The sequence below is a fragment of the Streptomyces sp. YPW6 genome (assembly GCF_018866325.1).
In the GTDB taxonomy this organism is placed as follows: Bacteria; Actinomycetota; Actinomycetes; order Streptomycetales; family Streptomycetaceae; genus Streptomyces.
In genome coordinates this window covers 3,656,934-3,672,090 of sequence record NZ_CP076457.1, presented here as the reverse complement: position 1 = coordinate 3,672,090, position 15,157 = coordinate 3,656,934, and the positions used below count along the sequence as shown (strand labels likewise).

9 protein-coding genes, 3 tRNA genes and 1 pseudogene are annotated in these 15,157 nt (G+C 73.0%); 9 read left to right on the top strand and 4 right to left on the bottom strand.

Features of this window, described 5'->3' with window-relative positions; translation table 11 throughout:
* Nucleotide 1 precedes the first annotated feature (1 nt).
* The 5 genes and pseudogenes from KME66_RS16280 to KME66_RS16255 all read left to right on the top strand — a co-directional run bounded on the left by KME66_RS16280 (nucleotide 2) and on the right by KME66_RS16255 (nucleotide 5,869).
* Nucleotides 2-1,069, top strand: coding sequence for an acyl-CoA dehydrogenase family protein (locus KME66_RS16280; RefSeq protein ID WP_216323153.1), 1,068 nt, complete (start codon nucleotides 2-4; stop codon nucleotides 1,067-1,069).
* Nucleotides 1,066-1,371 (top strand): annotated as a pseudogene (locus tag KME66_RS16275) (MaoC/PaaZ C-terminal domain-containing protein); the annotation flags it as partial. The gene KME66_RS16280 and the pseudogene KME66_RS16275, both read left to right, overlap by 4 nt.
* A gap of 413 nt (nucleotides 1,372-1,784) precedes the next feature.
* Nucleotides 1,785-2,951, top strand: coding sequence for a lipid-transfer protein (locus KME66_RS16265; RefSeq protein ID WP_216323150.1), 1,167 nt, complete (start codon nucleotides 1,785-1,787; stop codon nucleotides 2,949-2,951).
* A gap of 335 nt (nucleotides 2,952-3,286) precedes the next feature.
* Nucleotides 3,287-3,850 carry a SigE family RNA polymerase sigma factor gene (locus tag KME66_RS16260; RefSeq protein ID WP_216323147.1) on the top strand — a complete coding sequence of 188 codons (564 nt, stop codon included), beginning with the start codon at nucleotides 3,287-3,289 and terminating at the stop codon, nucleotides 3,848-3,850.
* A gap of 366 nt (nucleotides 3,851-4,216) precedes the next feature.
* Nucleotides 4,217-5,869, top strand: coding sequence for a long-chain fatty acid--CoA ligase (locus KME66_RS16255; RefSeq protein WP_073223126.1), 1,653 nt, complete (start codon nucleotides 4,217-4,219; stop codon nucleotides 5,867-5,869).
* Between the two features lie 136 nt (nucleotides 5,870-6,005).
* Here KME66_RS16255 and KME66_RS16250 read toward each other — a convergent pair whose 3' ends face one another.
* Nucleotides 6,006-10,328, bottom strand: a complete 4,323-nt coding sequence (locus KME66_RS16250) for a PAS domain-containing protein (protein WP_216323144.1) — start codon at nucleotides 10,326-10,328, stop codon at nucleotides 6,006-6,008.
* Nucleotides 10,329-11,048: 720 nt separating this feature from the next.
* A complete protein-coding gene (locus tag KME66_RS16245) occupies nucleotides 11,049-11,615 on the bottom strand; it encodes an SSI family serine proteinase inhibitor (protein ID WP_216323141.1) in 567 nt (188 codons plus the stop codon).
* Between the two features lie 299 nt (nucleotides 11,616-11,914).
* Between KME66_RS16245 and KME66_RS16240 the strand changes: the two genes are divergently transcribed.
* From KME66_RS16240 to KME66_RS16230, 3 genes are all read left to right on the top strand, one after another.
* A tRNA-Ser gene (locus KME66_RS16240) sits at nucleotides 11,915-12,005 on the top strand.
* Between the two features lie 217 nt (nucleotides 12,006-12,222).
* Nucleotides 12,223-12,295, top strand: a tRNA-Arg gene (locus KME66_RS16235).
* Nucleotides 12,296-12,391: 96 nt separating this feature from the next.
* A complete protein-coding gene (locus KME66_RS16230) occupies nucleotides 12,392-12,817 on the top strand; it encodes a DUF5959 family protein (RefSeq protein ID WP_216323137.1) in 426 nt (141 codons plus the stop codon).
* A 96-nt stretch (nucleotides 12,818-12,913) separates the two neighbouring features.
* Here KME66_RS16230 and KME66_RS16225 read toward each other — a convergent pair.
* A tRNA-OTHER gene (locus tag KME66_RS16225) sits at nucleotides 12,914-12,996 on the bottom strand.
* Nucleotides 12,997-13,587: 591 nt separating this feature from the next.
* On the opposite strand from KME66_RS16225, the gene KME66_RS16220 reads away from it, so the two are divergent.
* Entirely contained in the window at nucleotides 13,588-13,791 is a 204-nt protein-coding gene (locus KME66_RS16220; protein WP_073223134.1) for a hypothetical protein, read from the top strand.
* Nucleotides 13,792-13,933: 142 nt separating this feature from the next.
* On the opposite strand, the gene KME66_RS16215 is transcribed toward KME66_RS16220, so the two are convergent.
* Nucleotides 13,934-15,142, bottom strand: a complete 1,209-nt coding sequence (locus KME66_RS16215) for an FAD-dependent oxidoreductase (RefSeq protein ID WP_216329407.1) — start codon at nucleotides 15,140-15,142, stop codon at nucleotides 13,934-13,936.
* Between the last annotated feature and the right edge of the window lie 15 nt (nucleotides 15,143-15,157).

The following is a 15,157-nucleotide window of genomic DNA, read 5'->3' as shown; positions in this document are numbered from 1 at the left end:
GATGGACTTCACCCCGAGCGAGGAGCAGTCCGCCGCGCAGGGACTGGCCGCGCGGATCTTCGGCGACCTGTCCACGCACGAGCGGTTGACGGCGGCCGGTACGGGTACGGACGCCGAGCTGTGGAAGGAACTGTGCGCGGCGGGGCTGCCCGCCGCCGTCGAGGACGTCGGGCTGCTCGGGCTCGTCCTCCTCCTGGAGGAACAGGGCCGGACCACCGCCCAGGTGCCGTTCGCGGTGACCTGCGTGTACGGGCTGCTCGCCGTGGCCGGGCACGGTACGGCGGAGCAGCGCGAGCGGTTGCTGCCGGGGCTGCGGGACGGTACGGCGGTGGCGACGGGTGCGTTCCCGGCGCGGGGCGACGTACACCTGTCGGACGGTGCGCTGTACGGGGTCGTGCCCTGGGTCCCCTGGCTGCGCGACGCCACCCATGTGCTGGTGGCGGACGCGGACCTGGCGCTGTGGATCGTGGAGGCGGGCGCGCCGGGCGCCGGGGCGCGCGCGGCGGGCGTGAGCGTGGACCCCGTCGAGACGACCGCGCCCTGGTCCGCGGGGCGGCTGGTTCTCGACGGCGTACGCGGGGAGCGGCTGGGGAACGGCCGGCCGGAGGCGTACGAGGACGTCCTCGCCACCGCCCGTACCGCCTTCGCCGGGCTTCAGGCCGGGGTGTGCGCGGGCTCGCTCGCCCGCGCGGTCCAGCACACCGTCACCCGCGAGCAGTTCGGGCGTCCGCTCTCCACCCACCAGGGGGTCCTGCTCCGTGCCGCCGACGCCCACATGGACACCGAGGCGATCCGGGTCACCGCGTACGAGGCGGCCTGGCGTCACGATGAGCAACGGTCCTGCGAGGCCGAGGCGTTGACGGCGGCCTGGTGGGCTTCGGAGGCGGGCAAGCGGGTCGTGCACACGGGCCAGCACCTGCACGGCGGCACCGGGGCCGATCTCGACCATCCGGTCCACCGGCACTTCCTCTGGGGCCGTCAGCTCGACGCGTACCTCGGCTCCGGCAGTGAAGTCCTCCAGGAGCTGGGGCTGTTGCTTGCGGACGGCTGTGGGGAGGGCACGTCATGACGCCCCCGTACCGCGTCGGTGACGAGCTGCCGCCCCTGGAGATCCCGGTGACCCGGACCCTGATCGTCGCCGGGGCCGTCGCCTCGCGGGACTTCCAGGACGTCCATCACGACGCGGAGCTGGCCCGGGAGAAGGGCTCCCCGGACATCTTCATGAACATCCTCACCACCAACGGGCTCGTCGGCCGCTACCTCACCGATCACTTCGGCCCCACCGCCGTCCTCCGGAAGGTCGCGATCCGGCTCGGTGCACCCAACTACCCGGGCGATGTGCTGCGGTTGACCGGACGAATCACGGAGCTGGCCGAGGGGGTGCCGGGAGAGGTGGTCGGCGGGGTGCTGGGTGAGGCTGCCGCAGGGGCACCGGCCGAGGCGGCTGACCGGGCACCGGCCGGGGCGGCTGACCGGGTGCCGGGCGAGGTGGTCTGTGGAGGGCCGGGTGAGGCGGTCGGCCGGGTGCCGGGCGGACCGGCCGGGGGCGGACCGGTCGACGTCGTCGTCCAGGTCACGGGCGACAACGGCATCGGCCGCCACGTCACCGGCACGGTCACCGTCGCCCTCCCGGGGCCAACCGCGCTCCCGGACGGAACCGCCCTCCCGGGGGCAACCGCGCTCCCGGACGGAACCGCCCTCCCGGGGGCAACCGCGCTCCCGGACAGAGCCGTCCACCCGGGGGAAACCGACCTCCCCGGCCCGAGCCCGGAAGGGGCCGGAGCATGAGCCTCCGTAAAGCCGACGCGCTCGGCGGGAAGGCTGCGATCGTCGGCATCGGGGCCACCGAGTTCTCCAAGGACTCCGGCCGCAGCGAACTGAAACTGGCCGTCGAAGCCGTCCGCGCCGCCCTCGACGACGCCGGTCTCACCCCCGCCGACGTGGACGGGCTCGTCACCTTCACCATGGACACCAGTCCCGAGATCACCGTCGCCCAGGCGGCCGGGATCGGCGAGCTGTCGTTCTTCTCCCGGATCCACTACGGCGGCGGCGCGGCCTGCGCCACCGTGCAGCAGGCCGCGCTCGCGGTGGCGAGCGGCATCGCGGACGTCGTCGTCTGCTACCGCGCCTTCAACGAACGCTCCGGCCGCCGCTTCGGCTCCGGCGTCCAGCGGCGCGAGCCGAGCGCCGAGGGCGCGGCGCTCGGCTGGAACCTCCCCTTCGGGCTGCTCACCCCCGCGTCCTGGGTGGCGATGGCGGCCCAGCGCTATCTGCACACGTACGGCCTCGACCCGGAAGTCTTCGGACATGTGGCGGTGGTCGACCGGCGGCACGCGGCGCGGAACCCGGCGGCGTACTTCCACGGGAAGCCCATCACGCTCGCCGAGCACGCCGCGTCCCGCTGGATCGTGGAGCCGCTGCGGCTGCTCGACTGCTGCCAGGAGACGGACGGCGGTCAGGCCCTCGTCGTCACCAGTGTGGAGCGGGCCCGCGATCTGCCCCGCCCGCCCGCCGTGGTCGTCGCGGCGGCGCAGGGGGCGGGCCGGTCGCAGGAGCAGATGACGAGCTTCTACCGGGACGGGTTGACCGGTCTGCCGGAGACCGCCGTCGTCGCCCGGCAGCTCTGGCGTACCTCCGGGCTGTCCCCGGCCGACATCGATGTGGGCATCCTCTACGACCATTTCACCCCGTTCGTCCTGATGCAGCTGGAGGAGTTCGGCTTCTGCGGGCCGGGGGAGGCGGGCGATTTCGTCGCGGCGGACACTCTGCCGCTGAACACCCACGGGGGGCAGCTGGGGGAGGCGTACCTCCATGGGATGAACGGCATCGCGGAGGCCGTCCGGCAGATCCGGGGCACGTCGGTGAACCAGGTGGCGGGCGCGGCGAGGTCCCTGGTCACGGCCGGTACGGGCGTTCCGACGTCGGGCCTGGTGCTCGGCGCGGACGACTGAGCGGCAGCGCCCGCCCGTTCCGCGAGCTCCCGCCGCCCCAGGGGGTCTGGAGGCTGTTGCCGCCCCGCGAGCTCCCGCCCCCTCCGGGGCCTGGAGGCTCTTCCCGCTCGGGCCCGGGGGCTCCGGCTGCCCCCGGGCCCGGAGGATTCCCGCCGCCCGGTCCCGGGAGGCCCCCGGCGGGTCCCGGGGCTCTCGGGGACGGACCCTGACAGGGGTGCGCGGGCCCGTCCACCTTCAGGAGGTTCAGGGGGGACGCCCCCTACAACCTGAGGCGGACAGCGCTTCGGGACCTGGGGCCGATCCCTTCGGCGGTCCCCGCTCCTAGCGTTGGGTACATGACCACGCCAGTCTGCGAGGGCGCCTCCCGGGCGGCCTCCGCCACCGCCGGACACCACCCCCACGCGCCCTACACGTCGTTCTCCTCGTACGTACGGGCCCGGGGGCCGGTCCTGCTGCGCACCGCGCGCTCGCTCACCGCGAACCCGTGCGACGCGGAGGATCTGTTGCAGACCGCGCTCGCCAAGACGTACGTGGCGTGGGAGCGGATCGAGGACCACCGGGCGCTGGACGGCTACGTCCGCCGGGCCCTGCTGAACACCCGCACCTCGCAGTGGCGCAAGCGCAAGGTCGACGAGTTCGCCTGCGAGGAGCTGCCCGAGCGCGAGAGTCCTCCGACTCCGGACCCGGCCGAGCAGCAGTCGCTGCACGACGCGATGTGGCGTGCGGTGCTCAAGCTCCCGGACCGCCAGCGTGCGATGGTCGTCCTGCGCTACTACGAGGACCTGAGCGAAGCCCAGACGGCGGAGGTCCTCGGCGTGTCGATCGGTACGGTGAAGAGCGCCGTCTCCCGCGCCCTCGGCAAGCTCCGCGAGGACCCGGAGCTGACGCCGGTCCGCTGACGCGGGGCGGCGCCGGCGGGTCGAGCCCGCCGGCACCGACGCGTCGACGAGGTCGGCTGTCGCGAGGGTGCTGCCCGGGGCCCCGGCGAGGTCCGCTGTGTCCCGGCCTGCTGTCTCCCGGTCCGCCCTCTCTGGTCCGCTGTCTCGGGTCTGCGGTCTCCGGCCGGGTGTCTCCCGTTCCACTCCCTCGGGGCTGTCGCCTTCGTCCCGCTGCCGGCGTCCCGCCGGTCGGGCGATCACGGAACGGGGAAGTCTCCCGCAAGGCCCCGGTCAGGAATTTTCTCCCGCGAGTAGTGACATACCGCTTGGTATGTGAGCAGAATCAGCGGAACCCTACTGCCGCGTAGCGCCCACCGGGAGGACGCCGTGCTGAGCACCATGCAGGACGTACCGCTGACTGTCACCCGCATCCTGCACCACGGGATGACGATTCACGGGAAGTCGCAGGTCACGACCTGGACCGGCGAACCCGAGCCGCACCGCCGTACCTTCGCCGAGATCGGCGCCCGCGCCACCCGGCTGGCCAACGCGCTCCGCGACGAGCTGGGCGTCGACGGCGACCAGCGGGTCGCCACACTCATGTGGAACAACGCGGAGCACGTCGAGGCCTACCTCGCCATTCCCTCCATGGGGGCCGTGCTCCACACCCTCAACCTCCGGCTGCCGCCCGAGCAGCTCGCCTGGATCGTCAACCACGCGGACGACAAGGTCGTGATCGTCAACGGGTCGCTGCTGCCGCTCCTCGTGCCGCTGCTGCCCCGCCTGCCGAGCATCGAGCACGTCGTCGTGGCCGGTCCCGGCGACCGTTCCGCCCTCGCCGGAATCACGCCCCGCGTGCACGAGTACGAGGAACTGATCGCGGGTCGCTCCACCACGTTCGACTGGCCCGAGCTGGACGAACGCCAGGCCGCGGCCATGTGTTACACCTCCGGCACCACGGGCGACCCCAAGGGCGTCGTCTACTCGCACCGGTCGATCTACCTGCACTCGATGCAGGTCAACATGACCGAGTCGATGGGGCTGACCGACAAGGACACCACTCTCGTGGTCGTGCCCCAGTTCCATGTGAACGCCTGGGGTCTGCCGCACTCCACGTTCATGAGCGGCGTCAACATGCTGATGCCGGACCGCTTCCTCCAGCCCGCCCCGCTCGCCGACATGATCGAGCGCGAGCGCCCCACGCACGCGGCCGCGGTCCCCACGATCTGGCAGGGCCTGCTCGCCGAGGTCACCGCCAACCCGCGTGACCTCACCTCCATGGCCAACGTGACCATCGGCGGCGCGGCCTGTCCGCCCTCGCTGATGGAGGCGTACGACAAACTCGGCGTCCGGCTCTGCCACGCCTGGGGCATGACGGAGACCTCGCCGCTGGGCACCATGGCCCACCCGCCCGCCGGGCTGAGCGACGAGGAGCAGTGGCCGTACCGGGTCACCCAGGGACGCTTCCCCGCCGGGGTCGAGGCGCGGCTGGTCGGCCCCGGCGGCGAGCACCTCCCGTGGGACGGCGCGTCGGCCGGTGAGCTGGAGGTCCGGGGCCCCTGGATCGCCGCGGCCTACTACGGCGGGTCCGACGGCGAGCACCTGCGCCCCGAGGACAAGTTCAGCGAGGACGGCTGGCTGAAGACCGGTGACGTCGGTGTGATCAGCGCCGACGGCTTCCTCACCCTTACCGACCGGGCCAAGGACGTCATCAAGTCGGGCGGCGAATGGATCTCCAGCGTCGAGCTGGAGAACGCGCTGATGGCCCACCCGGACGTCGCGGAGGCGGCCGTCGTCGCCGTGCCGGACGAGAAGTGGGGCGAGCGGCCGCTCGCCACCGTCGTCCTCAAGGAGGGCGCCGCCGATGTCGACTACGAGGCGCTGAAGGCGTTCCTCGCCGAGTCGGGCATCGCCAAGTGGCAGCTGCCGGAGCGCTGGTCGGTGATCCCCGCCGTGCCGAAGACGAGCGTGGGCAAGTTCGACAAGAAGGTGATCCGCAAGCAGTACGCGGAGGGCGAGTTGGACGTCACCCAGCTCTGAGCCCCAGCTCTGAGGCACAGCACTGACAGCCCTGAGGCTCAGCACTGACCTTTCACTCCGCACGTTTCACGTGAAACAGGGCGGGGGCGGTACGGAATCCCGTACCGCCCCGCCCTGTTCTGCTGTTCGCGTGCGCTCAGTTGGTGCCGATCTTCGCCAGCAGGTCGACGATCCGCGACTGCACCTCGTCGCTGGTCGACCGTTCCGCCAGGAAGAGAACGGTTTCGCCCGATCCGAGCCGCGGCAGTTCCGCCTGGTCCATCCCGGCCGAGGTGTAGACGACCAGCGGGGTGCGGTTCAGCTGGCCGTTGGCCCGCAGCCAGTCGACGATTCCGGCGCGCCGACGACGTACCTGCATCAGGTCCATCACCACGAGGTTCGGCCGCATCCGGCCCGCCAGGTCGACGGCCTCGCTGTCCGCCGCGGCGCGTGCCACCTGCATCCCGCGCCGCTCCAGGGTCTGCGTCAGCGCCACCGCGATCTCCTCGTGCTCCTCGATCAGGAGGACCCGCGAGGGATGCTGTTCGCTGTCGCGCGGGGCCAGCGCCTTGAGGAGAACGGCCGGGTCCGCCCCGTACGCCGCTTCCCGGGTCGCCTGCCCGAGACCGGCGGTGACCAGCACGGGGACCTCGGCCGCGACGGCGGCCTGGCGCAGCGACTGCAAGGCGGTACGGGTGATGGGACCGGTCAGCGGGTCGACGAAGAGCGCCGCGGGGAACGCGGCGATCTGGGCGTCGACCTCCTCACGGGAGTTCACGATCACGGGACGGTAGCCCCGGTCGCTCAGCGCCTGCTGGGTCGGTACGTCGGGGGCGGGCCAGACCAGCAGCCTGCGCGGGTTGTCCAGCGGCTCGGGCGGCAGTTCGTCGTCGACCGGGTGCGGGTGCGGCCGGTTGGCGACCTCGACCGCGCCCCCGGGTCCGTCCAGTGGCTCGGGGCCCTCGGCGCCCTCGTCGGGCGCCCCTATGGCGTACGCGCGCCCCTCGGCGACCGACGGAGCGAGCAGCTGCCCCTCGCCGTAGGCGCCGCCGGGCCCGCCACCTGCGTGACCGGATTGACCCGGCTGTGCGGGCTGTCCCGGCTGGGCGGGGTCGTGCGCGGGACCGTAGGGCTGGGCCGGTGGCTGATTCTGCTGCGGTCCGGACGTCGGTGTGGGTGCGTTCGTGGTCGCGGGAGCGGGAGCCGAGTCCGACGGGCCCGTCGGCTGCGCGGCCCGGCGGTCGTGCTGCGGCGCGGCCTGCTGGCTGCCGGAGGTCCGGGCCGGGGCGCGGTCGTCCTCCGGCGGGGCGGCCAGCTTGCGACGCCGGCCGGCCCCACCGAGACTCTGCTGCGCCTGGTTCTGCTGATGCGCGAGGTGCTGGGCGAACGGCACACCCTGGCCCAGCGTCCGCACGCTGAAGGCCCTCCCCTGCGTCGAGTCGGGGTTGGTGCCCTCCGGCATCGGCTCCTCGGCGGGAAGCGGCTGCCGCAGCACGTCCGGGCCCGGAACGGCGGACTCACCGTCGGCCGGATGCGCCCCGGGACCGGTGACGGCGGCGACGCCGGTGGTGTGCGCGGTCTGTCCGGTGTCGCCCCAGGCGCCGTTCTCCGGACCCGGCCCCGCTGCAGGCTCCGGACCCTGCGGAAGGCCGTTCCCGGACGGGTCGGCCCCGGACGTATCCACCGCGGAGGCGCCGTGCCGGGGCACGCCCCGCCCGGGAGTGCCCGGCCCGGGGACGTTCTGTCCGGAAGCCGGGTCCATCTGCGGGAGGTGGTGCGCGGGGGCGACGGGGTGAGCCTGCGGAGGTGTGTGGCCGGCCTCCGGCGCGGTACGCGCGTGATGGGCGCTCGCGTCGTCGCCGGGGCCCCCCGGGGCGTCGGGAGCCAGCGGTGCCCGGTCCGCGTCGGCGGGCGGCAGGGCGAAGGCGGTACGCGGGCCGGCGTCCGCCGCGGTGCGCTCCTGGGCGGCGGCCAGCGCGCGCCGGGCCCGCCGGCCACCCGGCTGCCGGGCCGGTTCGGGGTGTCCGTCGGCAGTGCTGTCGCCACCGTTGCCGGAGGCCAGGGCGGGGAGGGCGGCGGCGGGCTCGCCCTCCCGGCGTGCGCGTCGTCCGGTGGGCGGAACGGGCTGCTGCGGGTCCACCGGGACACCCTGGGGCGGCACGGTCTGCCCGAGCTGCGGACGGCCGCCGCCCTGGGCATTCTCGGCCGCGGTGACGACCGCCCCCTCCGAGGGCGCGGCGGGGGCCGCGGCCGGGGCGGAGGTCAGGGCCAAGGCCTGGCGCTGCGGCTCCCGTACGGCGTTCTGGGGGCCACCGGTGCCCTCGGCGCCCCCGGGGACGCCGCCCAGGGCCGCCTCGGCGGGGCTGGGACGGCCGCGCCGACGCCCGGAGCCCTCGCCCTGCTGCGCGGGGATCAGCTCGGGTGCCTGCTGCTCCTCGGGCGCGGCCGGTCCACGGCGCGCCCGGCGCCGCCCGGTCGGCTCGGCGATGGGCCGCTCGTCGGCAGCAGGAACGGGCGTGGGAGGGGTGCCGGGAGCGGGAGTGCCGGGGACAGGAGCCCCGGGAGCGGGAGGGGCGTCGGGCGCGGGAGCACCGGAAGGGGCGGCGGGAGCGGCGGCCTCGGCCGTGGCGTCGGCCGCGCTCTCCGGCGTACCGCTCGGCGTACCGCCCGGGCTGTCCAGGAAAGCGTCGGTGGAGGCCCTGCGCGCCCGGCGCCGGCCGCCGCTGGTGACGCCCGGCGCTCCGAGCCCTTCGGGCGACGACGAGGCCATCGGAGCGGCGGCCTCCGGGGACACGTCGTGCCCGTCCGGTTCCGGGGGCGCGATCGTGCCGGACGCCGCGCCGATGGGCACGTCGAGGACGTACGCGCTGCCGCTCATGCCGGGCATCTCGTGGGTCTGGAGCACCCCGCCGTGGGCCCGGACGATGCCGCGCACGATCGGCTCGTGCACCGGGTCGCCCCCGGCGAAGGGCCCACGCACCTCGATGCGTACGACGTCACCGCGCTGTGCGGCGGCCACGACCACGGTGGAGTCGACATAGCCGCCGCCGGGGACGGCCCGGGTCTTGCCGGTCGAGTCGACACCGCAGACGTCCGCGACGAGGTGGGCGATGGCGGTCGCGAGCCGGCGCGCGTCGACCTCGGCCTCGATCGGAGGGGTGTGCACGGCGAACTGGGCGCGCCCGGGTCCGATCAGCTCGACCGCCCCGTCGATCCCGCCCTTCACGATCCCCTCGATCAGGGTGGGGGCCTTGTGTAGCCCTTCCACCCCCGCGTCGAGGCGCTGGTAGCCCAGGACGTTGTCGACGAGCGTGGTCATCCGGGCGTACCCGGCGGCGAGGTGGTGCAGGATCTGGTTGGCCTCGGGCCACAGCTGACCGGCCGGGTCGGAGGCGAGCGTGGACAGCTCGCCGCGCAGCTCCTCCAGGGGCCCGCGCAGCGAACCGCCGAGGACGGCGGTGAGCTGGGCGTGCTGGGCGTTCAGGGAGGCGAGCAGCTCGGCCTGCCCTTCGAGTTCGGCGGCGTACCGCTCGCTGCGGTCGGCGAGCTCGGTCGCGTGCGCCTCCTTCAGAGCCTCCAGCTCCTTGGCGTGCGCCTCCTTCAGCGCGGTGACCTCGGCGGAGTGGCTCGTGGTCAGCTCGGCGACGACGTTCTTGTGCTGCGCGGACAGCTCCTCGTACGGCCGGCGGTCGGTGAACGTCATCACCGCCCCGACGAGCTGGTCCCCGTCGCGTACCGGCGCGGTCGTCAGGTCCACCGGCACCCGGTCGCCGCTCTTGGACCACAGCACCTGCCCGCGCACCCGGTGCTTGCGCCCGGATTTGAGGGTGTCGGCGAGCGGGGAGTCCTCGTACGGGAACGGATCGCCCTCCGCCCGCGAGTGCAGGATCAGCGGGTGCAGCTCCTGGCCGCCGAGGTCGCTGGCCCGGAAACCGAGGATCTGCGCGGCGGCGGGGTTGACGAGGACGACGCGCCCGTCGGTGTCCGTACCGACGACGCCCTCGGACGCGGCCCGCAGGATCATCTCGGTCTGCCGCTGCGAACGGGCCAGCTCGGCCTCGGTGTCGACGGTGCCGGAGAGATCCCGCACGACGATCATGAGGAGCTCGTCGCCGGTGTAGCTGGAGTGGATGTCGTTGTACGCGGCCTGTCGGCTGTCGAGGCTCGCGCTGGTGACCTCGACCGGATACTCGCGGCCGTCGGTGCGCCGCGCGGTCATCCGCGTGGGCTTGGTCCGGCCCTGATCGTCCGCGGTCTCGGGCCGTCGCATCGATCCCGGGATCAGCTTGGAGTCGAACTCCGGCAGGAGATCGAGCAGTCCGCGACCGACCAGCGCGGTGCCCGGGGTCTCGAACATTTCGAGGGCGATGGCATTGGCGTTGACGACCGTGCCATTGCAATTGACGAGCAGAAGCCCGTCAGGAAGGGCATCGAGTATGGCTGCGAGGCGAGCAGTGCCTCGGGATGGCCTGCTGCTCACGACGACGCTTCCTCCCTGATTACCGCACCTTGCCGACAGCGGGCCCCATCTTGCCCCTCGGGCCGCAGACTGTCACTGGAGGAGTCTAAGGCCAGGGGAGGCCCCGGGGGCGGCGGATGAGGGGGAGCTCTCACCAAGGTTCTGTGCGCGCGGTGCACGCCACGAGCCCGTCCCGTGAGCGTCCGCACCCCCGGTGACGTGCGCGGACGCGCGGCGAGGGCGCTGCTCCGGGCCGCGGAAGGCCTCACGTCCCTTCGCCGGTGCGAACGCCTTTACGCCGCCGTCGTCCGCAGGACCAGCCCGCCGCCTGCGGGCGGACCGGCGACGGGCCGCGCCACCGTCCGCCTCCTGCGGGCCGGCTGCCTACGGCCCGGTCGGTGACGGGCCGATCGGTGACGGGCTGCGACGCACGGCCGGTCCGCCCGCTGCCGACGACGGGCCGGCCGGACACCGGGCCATCGAACGTCGGCGCACCGGAGGCCGGGTCACCGAAGTCATGGGCGCACTGGACATCGGGCCGCTCGGCGGCCGGACCACCGGACACCGGGCTGCCGGAGATCGGACCAGCGGAGATCGAACCACCGGAGATCGAACCACCGGACAGCGGATCAGATACCGGAGGCCTGATCCGCTGCCGGACGTCGGCCCAGCCGCAGGCCGGGCTTCCGGACGCCGGACTGCCGGCGACCTCCGGACCACCGGCGACTTCTGGACGCCGGACTACCGGACATCCGGGAGCACCGGCACGAGGCTGTTCCAGCGCGCGATCTCGCATCCGTCGCGGCGGCTGGCGGTGGTGTCCACGGCCCGGCCCTCCCAGGTGCCCACGATGCGCGCGAAGGCGTCGCCGCCGTGGATCATCGTGCACATCGTGCCCTCGGGGGTCTCCCGGAACATCTCCTGGCGCCCGGCCCGGGTGGAACCGGCCTCCGCCAGCCGCTCACAGGCGGCCTGCCCGTCGGGGTGGGTGCCCCCGGTGGGCCCGCACTCCAACTCGAACGTGCCGTCGGCCCCGGGGACCCCCGTGTTCTCGACGCTCACGGTGAGCCGCGTCGGCGCCTCGTCGGCCTCCGTCCCTTCGCCCCCGTCCAGGAAACCCGGCAGCGGAATCGTCATGGGCCGCGGGCCGAGGGCGGGCCGGGCGGCGGCGAACGGACCGGAGGTCGGCGCGGCCGAGGGCACCGGCCCGGAGGACGCGGCCCCGGAGGCGGTGGCGGTGGACACCGGCAGGGCGGCGGCGAGTACGGCGAGAGGGACGACGGCGGTGAGGGCGAGACGGCGCAGCATGCGAAAGCTCCAGGATCTCTGCAGCGGGGTCGGCCGCGGGCGGCGGCCACGGACGATCCCGGACCGCCCCGGCGCCACGCTGACGGACGAAGAACGGGCGACGACGACTGGACGACTGGACGGAGACCCGAGGCCCCCACTCCTCTCTAACGCCCACCGCGCCCGGACGTTGCGCCACCACGCCGAACTGCTTTGCCCTGGCCCCCGGAGGGCTAGTAACGTTGGCCGCGATTGGTGGCACGACGCTCGACTGTGTCATCATCTGCACGCACCACTCGCGTCCGCGCGAGGTGTGTGGAGGAGGCGTCGCCTAGTCCGGTCTATGGCGCCGCACTGCTAATGCGGTTTGGGGTTTACCCCCCATCGAGGGTTCAAATCCCTCCGCCTCCGCTCCACCCCGAAGCCCCGTGCCCCCGGCACGGGGCTTCGGCCGTTCCGGGGTGCGGGAGCACGGCGTGGCTGGAACGGGAGGGCGCCGGGGTGGGGCACTGGAGGCTGTTTCCGCAGCTCAGCGGCGGTGCGGCTAATGGATTTCGCGTCACGGCGCAGGTCATGTAATGTTGTTCTCGCAACGCCGACCGGGAAGAAAAAAAGCCCGGAACGCCAAGCACTCGTAGCTTAACGGATAGAGCATCTGACTACGGATCAGAAGGTTGCAGGTTCGAATCCTGCCGAGTGCACAGCAGGCAAGAGGCCCCGGAGAAATCCGGGGCCTCTTGCGTTTCCCTGCCGTACAGCAGCGAAGTACAGCAACCGTGTCAGCCCTAGGGGGAGCCGTGGCCGAGAGTGCCGAGCCGGTGGAACTGATCCGCTTGGACGACGGCGTGCAGAGCGTCTCCGTCCGAGTGCTCTCCCATGAGCAGGACTACTACGACGCTGAGATCGTCATCGAGAGCGGCTTCGTCAACGCCACCGTCCGGACGGGATTCGACGCCGATGCCATCCGGGCGTGGGGCTCGCTGCTGGAGGCCGTCGAGGAAGACGATCACGACGGCGATGACGACTCTGTGTTTGCCGGAGACTGGCCGCAGGAAGGCCGTACCGCGTACCTCACCTTCGTGGCCGATGACCCGTACGTGGTCGAGGTCCGGGATGCGCCCAGCACTCAGATCTGCGTGCGGGTGCCCTTGGACCTCAAAGGCGACTGGATCACCGGGGCGCGAGAGCGTCACGCGGCCGTCCGGCAGGTACTCGGCGTGTAGGAGAGCTTCCACAGGTGGCCCATCAACGTCTGCTTCACTGCCCGCGCGGTCGGCGGCCGACTCGCGGTCTCGGAGGACCGAGCCTGCGGCTTGAGGTGCCATCGCCCGGATTCGAACCGGGGTTTCCGCATCGGGGCGAACCCGAGTGCCGTGTCCTTGGCCGCTGGACGACGCATGGCCAGACGGAGTCTATCCGTAGCTGCCTGCCACTGCCCTTCCGGACAGGATCTGCCAAGTGGTCCCCGGCCTCTTACGTCAGCAGTTACGACATGAACCCCTGTCTCCGCGGCGAGTTCGCATCTGGTGGAGTTAGTACGCGTCTGTCAGGATCAAGCTGTGAGCCAGCCTTCGATACCCGACAGGTTGAACAGGGCCCTCGACTGGGCAGGGCTGCCCCTGTCCGTTCTCCTTCTCACCATGGGCATCAGCGACTATCGCGATGGTGCCTCCCTGGGTTGGCCCATCGGTGGGGCGGTGCTTGTTCTGGTCAGCCTCTGGGTGATCTACCGTGGGAGGCATCGCCGGAGTGCCAAGACCACCGAATCGGCTTAGGGGTACAGCAGCGTTGTACCGCGGTAACAGGCAACCGCCCCTGCTCGCCCATGACTTCCCAGGATTTCTTGGATCGTGCGGCAGCGAAGTGCGGTGCCTGAGCAGCGCGGCCGGACCGGTGGGCCGTCGGCTTCTGTCCGGAGGGGTGGGGAGGTGGTTTCGCGGTGGCGAAGGGCCGGGGGCTGTGGGCGTCCGGTGGCCCCGGCTGGGGTGCACGCGTGGATGACTCCTCTCCCGGCGGCGGACCGCTGTCAGATGGCGAAGTCGGTCAGCTTCTCGATCTGCTGCGTCGTTACTGCGCCCACGATCTGGATCAGTGGGAAGCCCTGCGGACCGACACGCCGTACGGGCCTGTCTACGTCCAGATGAGCCGGTCGCTGCCACCCGGTGAAGAGTCGGACGCGATGTTCCGGCCGTTCTAGAAGCCATGGCCTTGGCCTGGCCGGTCGAGGGGAGTGACCCACAGGGGCGGCGCGCCCGTAGGGCGGTGGAGCTGGGAGGCCCCGGGGGAGCTCCGGGGCCCCGCGTGTCCGGCCGGTCGGCCCGTCCCGGCCGGCCGGAAGCTCAGGCCGGTGTCACGCTCACCCGCGCCCGGTCCGCCGTCACCCGGCGCCGGCGAGTCGGCAGGCCCAGGGTGGGGTTCGCCACGCCCCAGGCCGCGGCCTTGCAGACCAACTCCTTGTAGAGGGCGGCCGGGCGGCCGGTCAGGGCCGCGCTGACGGCTCGGTCGTCGGCGGTCACGTACTGGATCAGGCCCTCCTTGCGGCCCAGCGAGATGCACTGGTTGTAGTAGCGGGCCGATACGGTCGGGAGCTTGGCGCCGGTCAGGCGGGCCGCGATGGCGTCGGCGGCCTGCCAGGCTGTCGGGACGCCCGAGGCGCAGGACATGCGCAGCGGCTTGTCGCCGGGGCCGGCCACCAGGGCCGCGTCGCCGATGGCGTACACGTCCGGGTGGGAGACCGAGCGCATGGTGGCGTCGACCACGATCTGGCCCGTGTCGCCGGTCTCCAGCGTCGTGGCCCGGGCGATCGGGTGGACCGCGAAGCCCGTCGTCCAGAGGGTGACCGCTGCGGGGATGTCGCCTCGGGTGGTGGTGACGCGGTCGGCGTGCACGGCGGTGACAGTGGTGTGTTCGTGGGCGGTGATCCGCAGGTCGGCGAAGACCTTCCGCAGGTGCCGGGCGCCCCTGGCCGAGAGCCAGTCGCCCAGTCCGCCCCGGGCCACCAGGGAGACGGCGAGGTCGGGGCGGGTCTCGGCGAGTTCCGTCGCGGCCTCGACGCCGGTGAGTCCGCCGCCGACGACGGTCACGGGGCTGCCGGGGGCGAGGGCGGCCAGGCGGTCGCGCAGGCGCAGCGCCCCCTCGCGGCCGGCGATCTCGTACGCGTGCTCCGTGGTGCCGGGGACGCCCTGGGTGTTCCAGGCGCTGCCGAGGGCGTGGACGAGGGTGTCGTACGCCAGGTCCTGCGGGCCCTCGGTGCCGCTCGCGCCGGTGACGGTCACCGTCCTGCGGTCGACGTCGATGCCCGTCACCCGCCCGAGGCGCAGGGTGACGCCCGTACCGGCGAACATGGCGTCGAGGGGGCGGGGGCGGAGGGGCTGGCCCACCGCCAGCTGGTGCAACCGGACGCGCTCGACGAAGTCCGGTTCGGCGTTGACGAGGGTGATGGAGACGTCCTCGTCGCGCAGGCGCCGGGCGAGGCGTCCGGCGGCGGTCGCTCCGGTGTATCCGGCTCCGATGACGACGACGCGGTGCTGCCGGCTGGTCTGCCGCATGTTCTGCATGTCTCT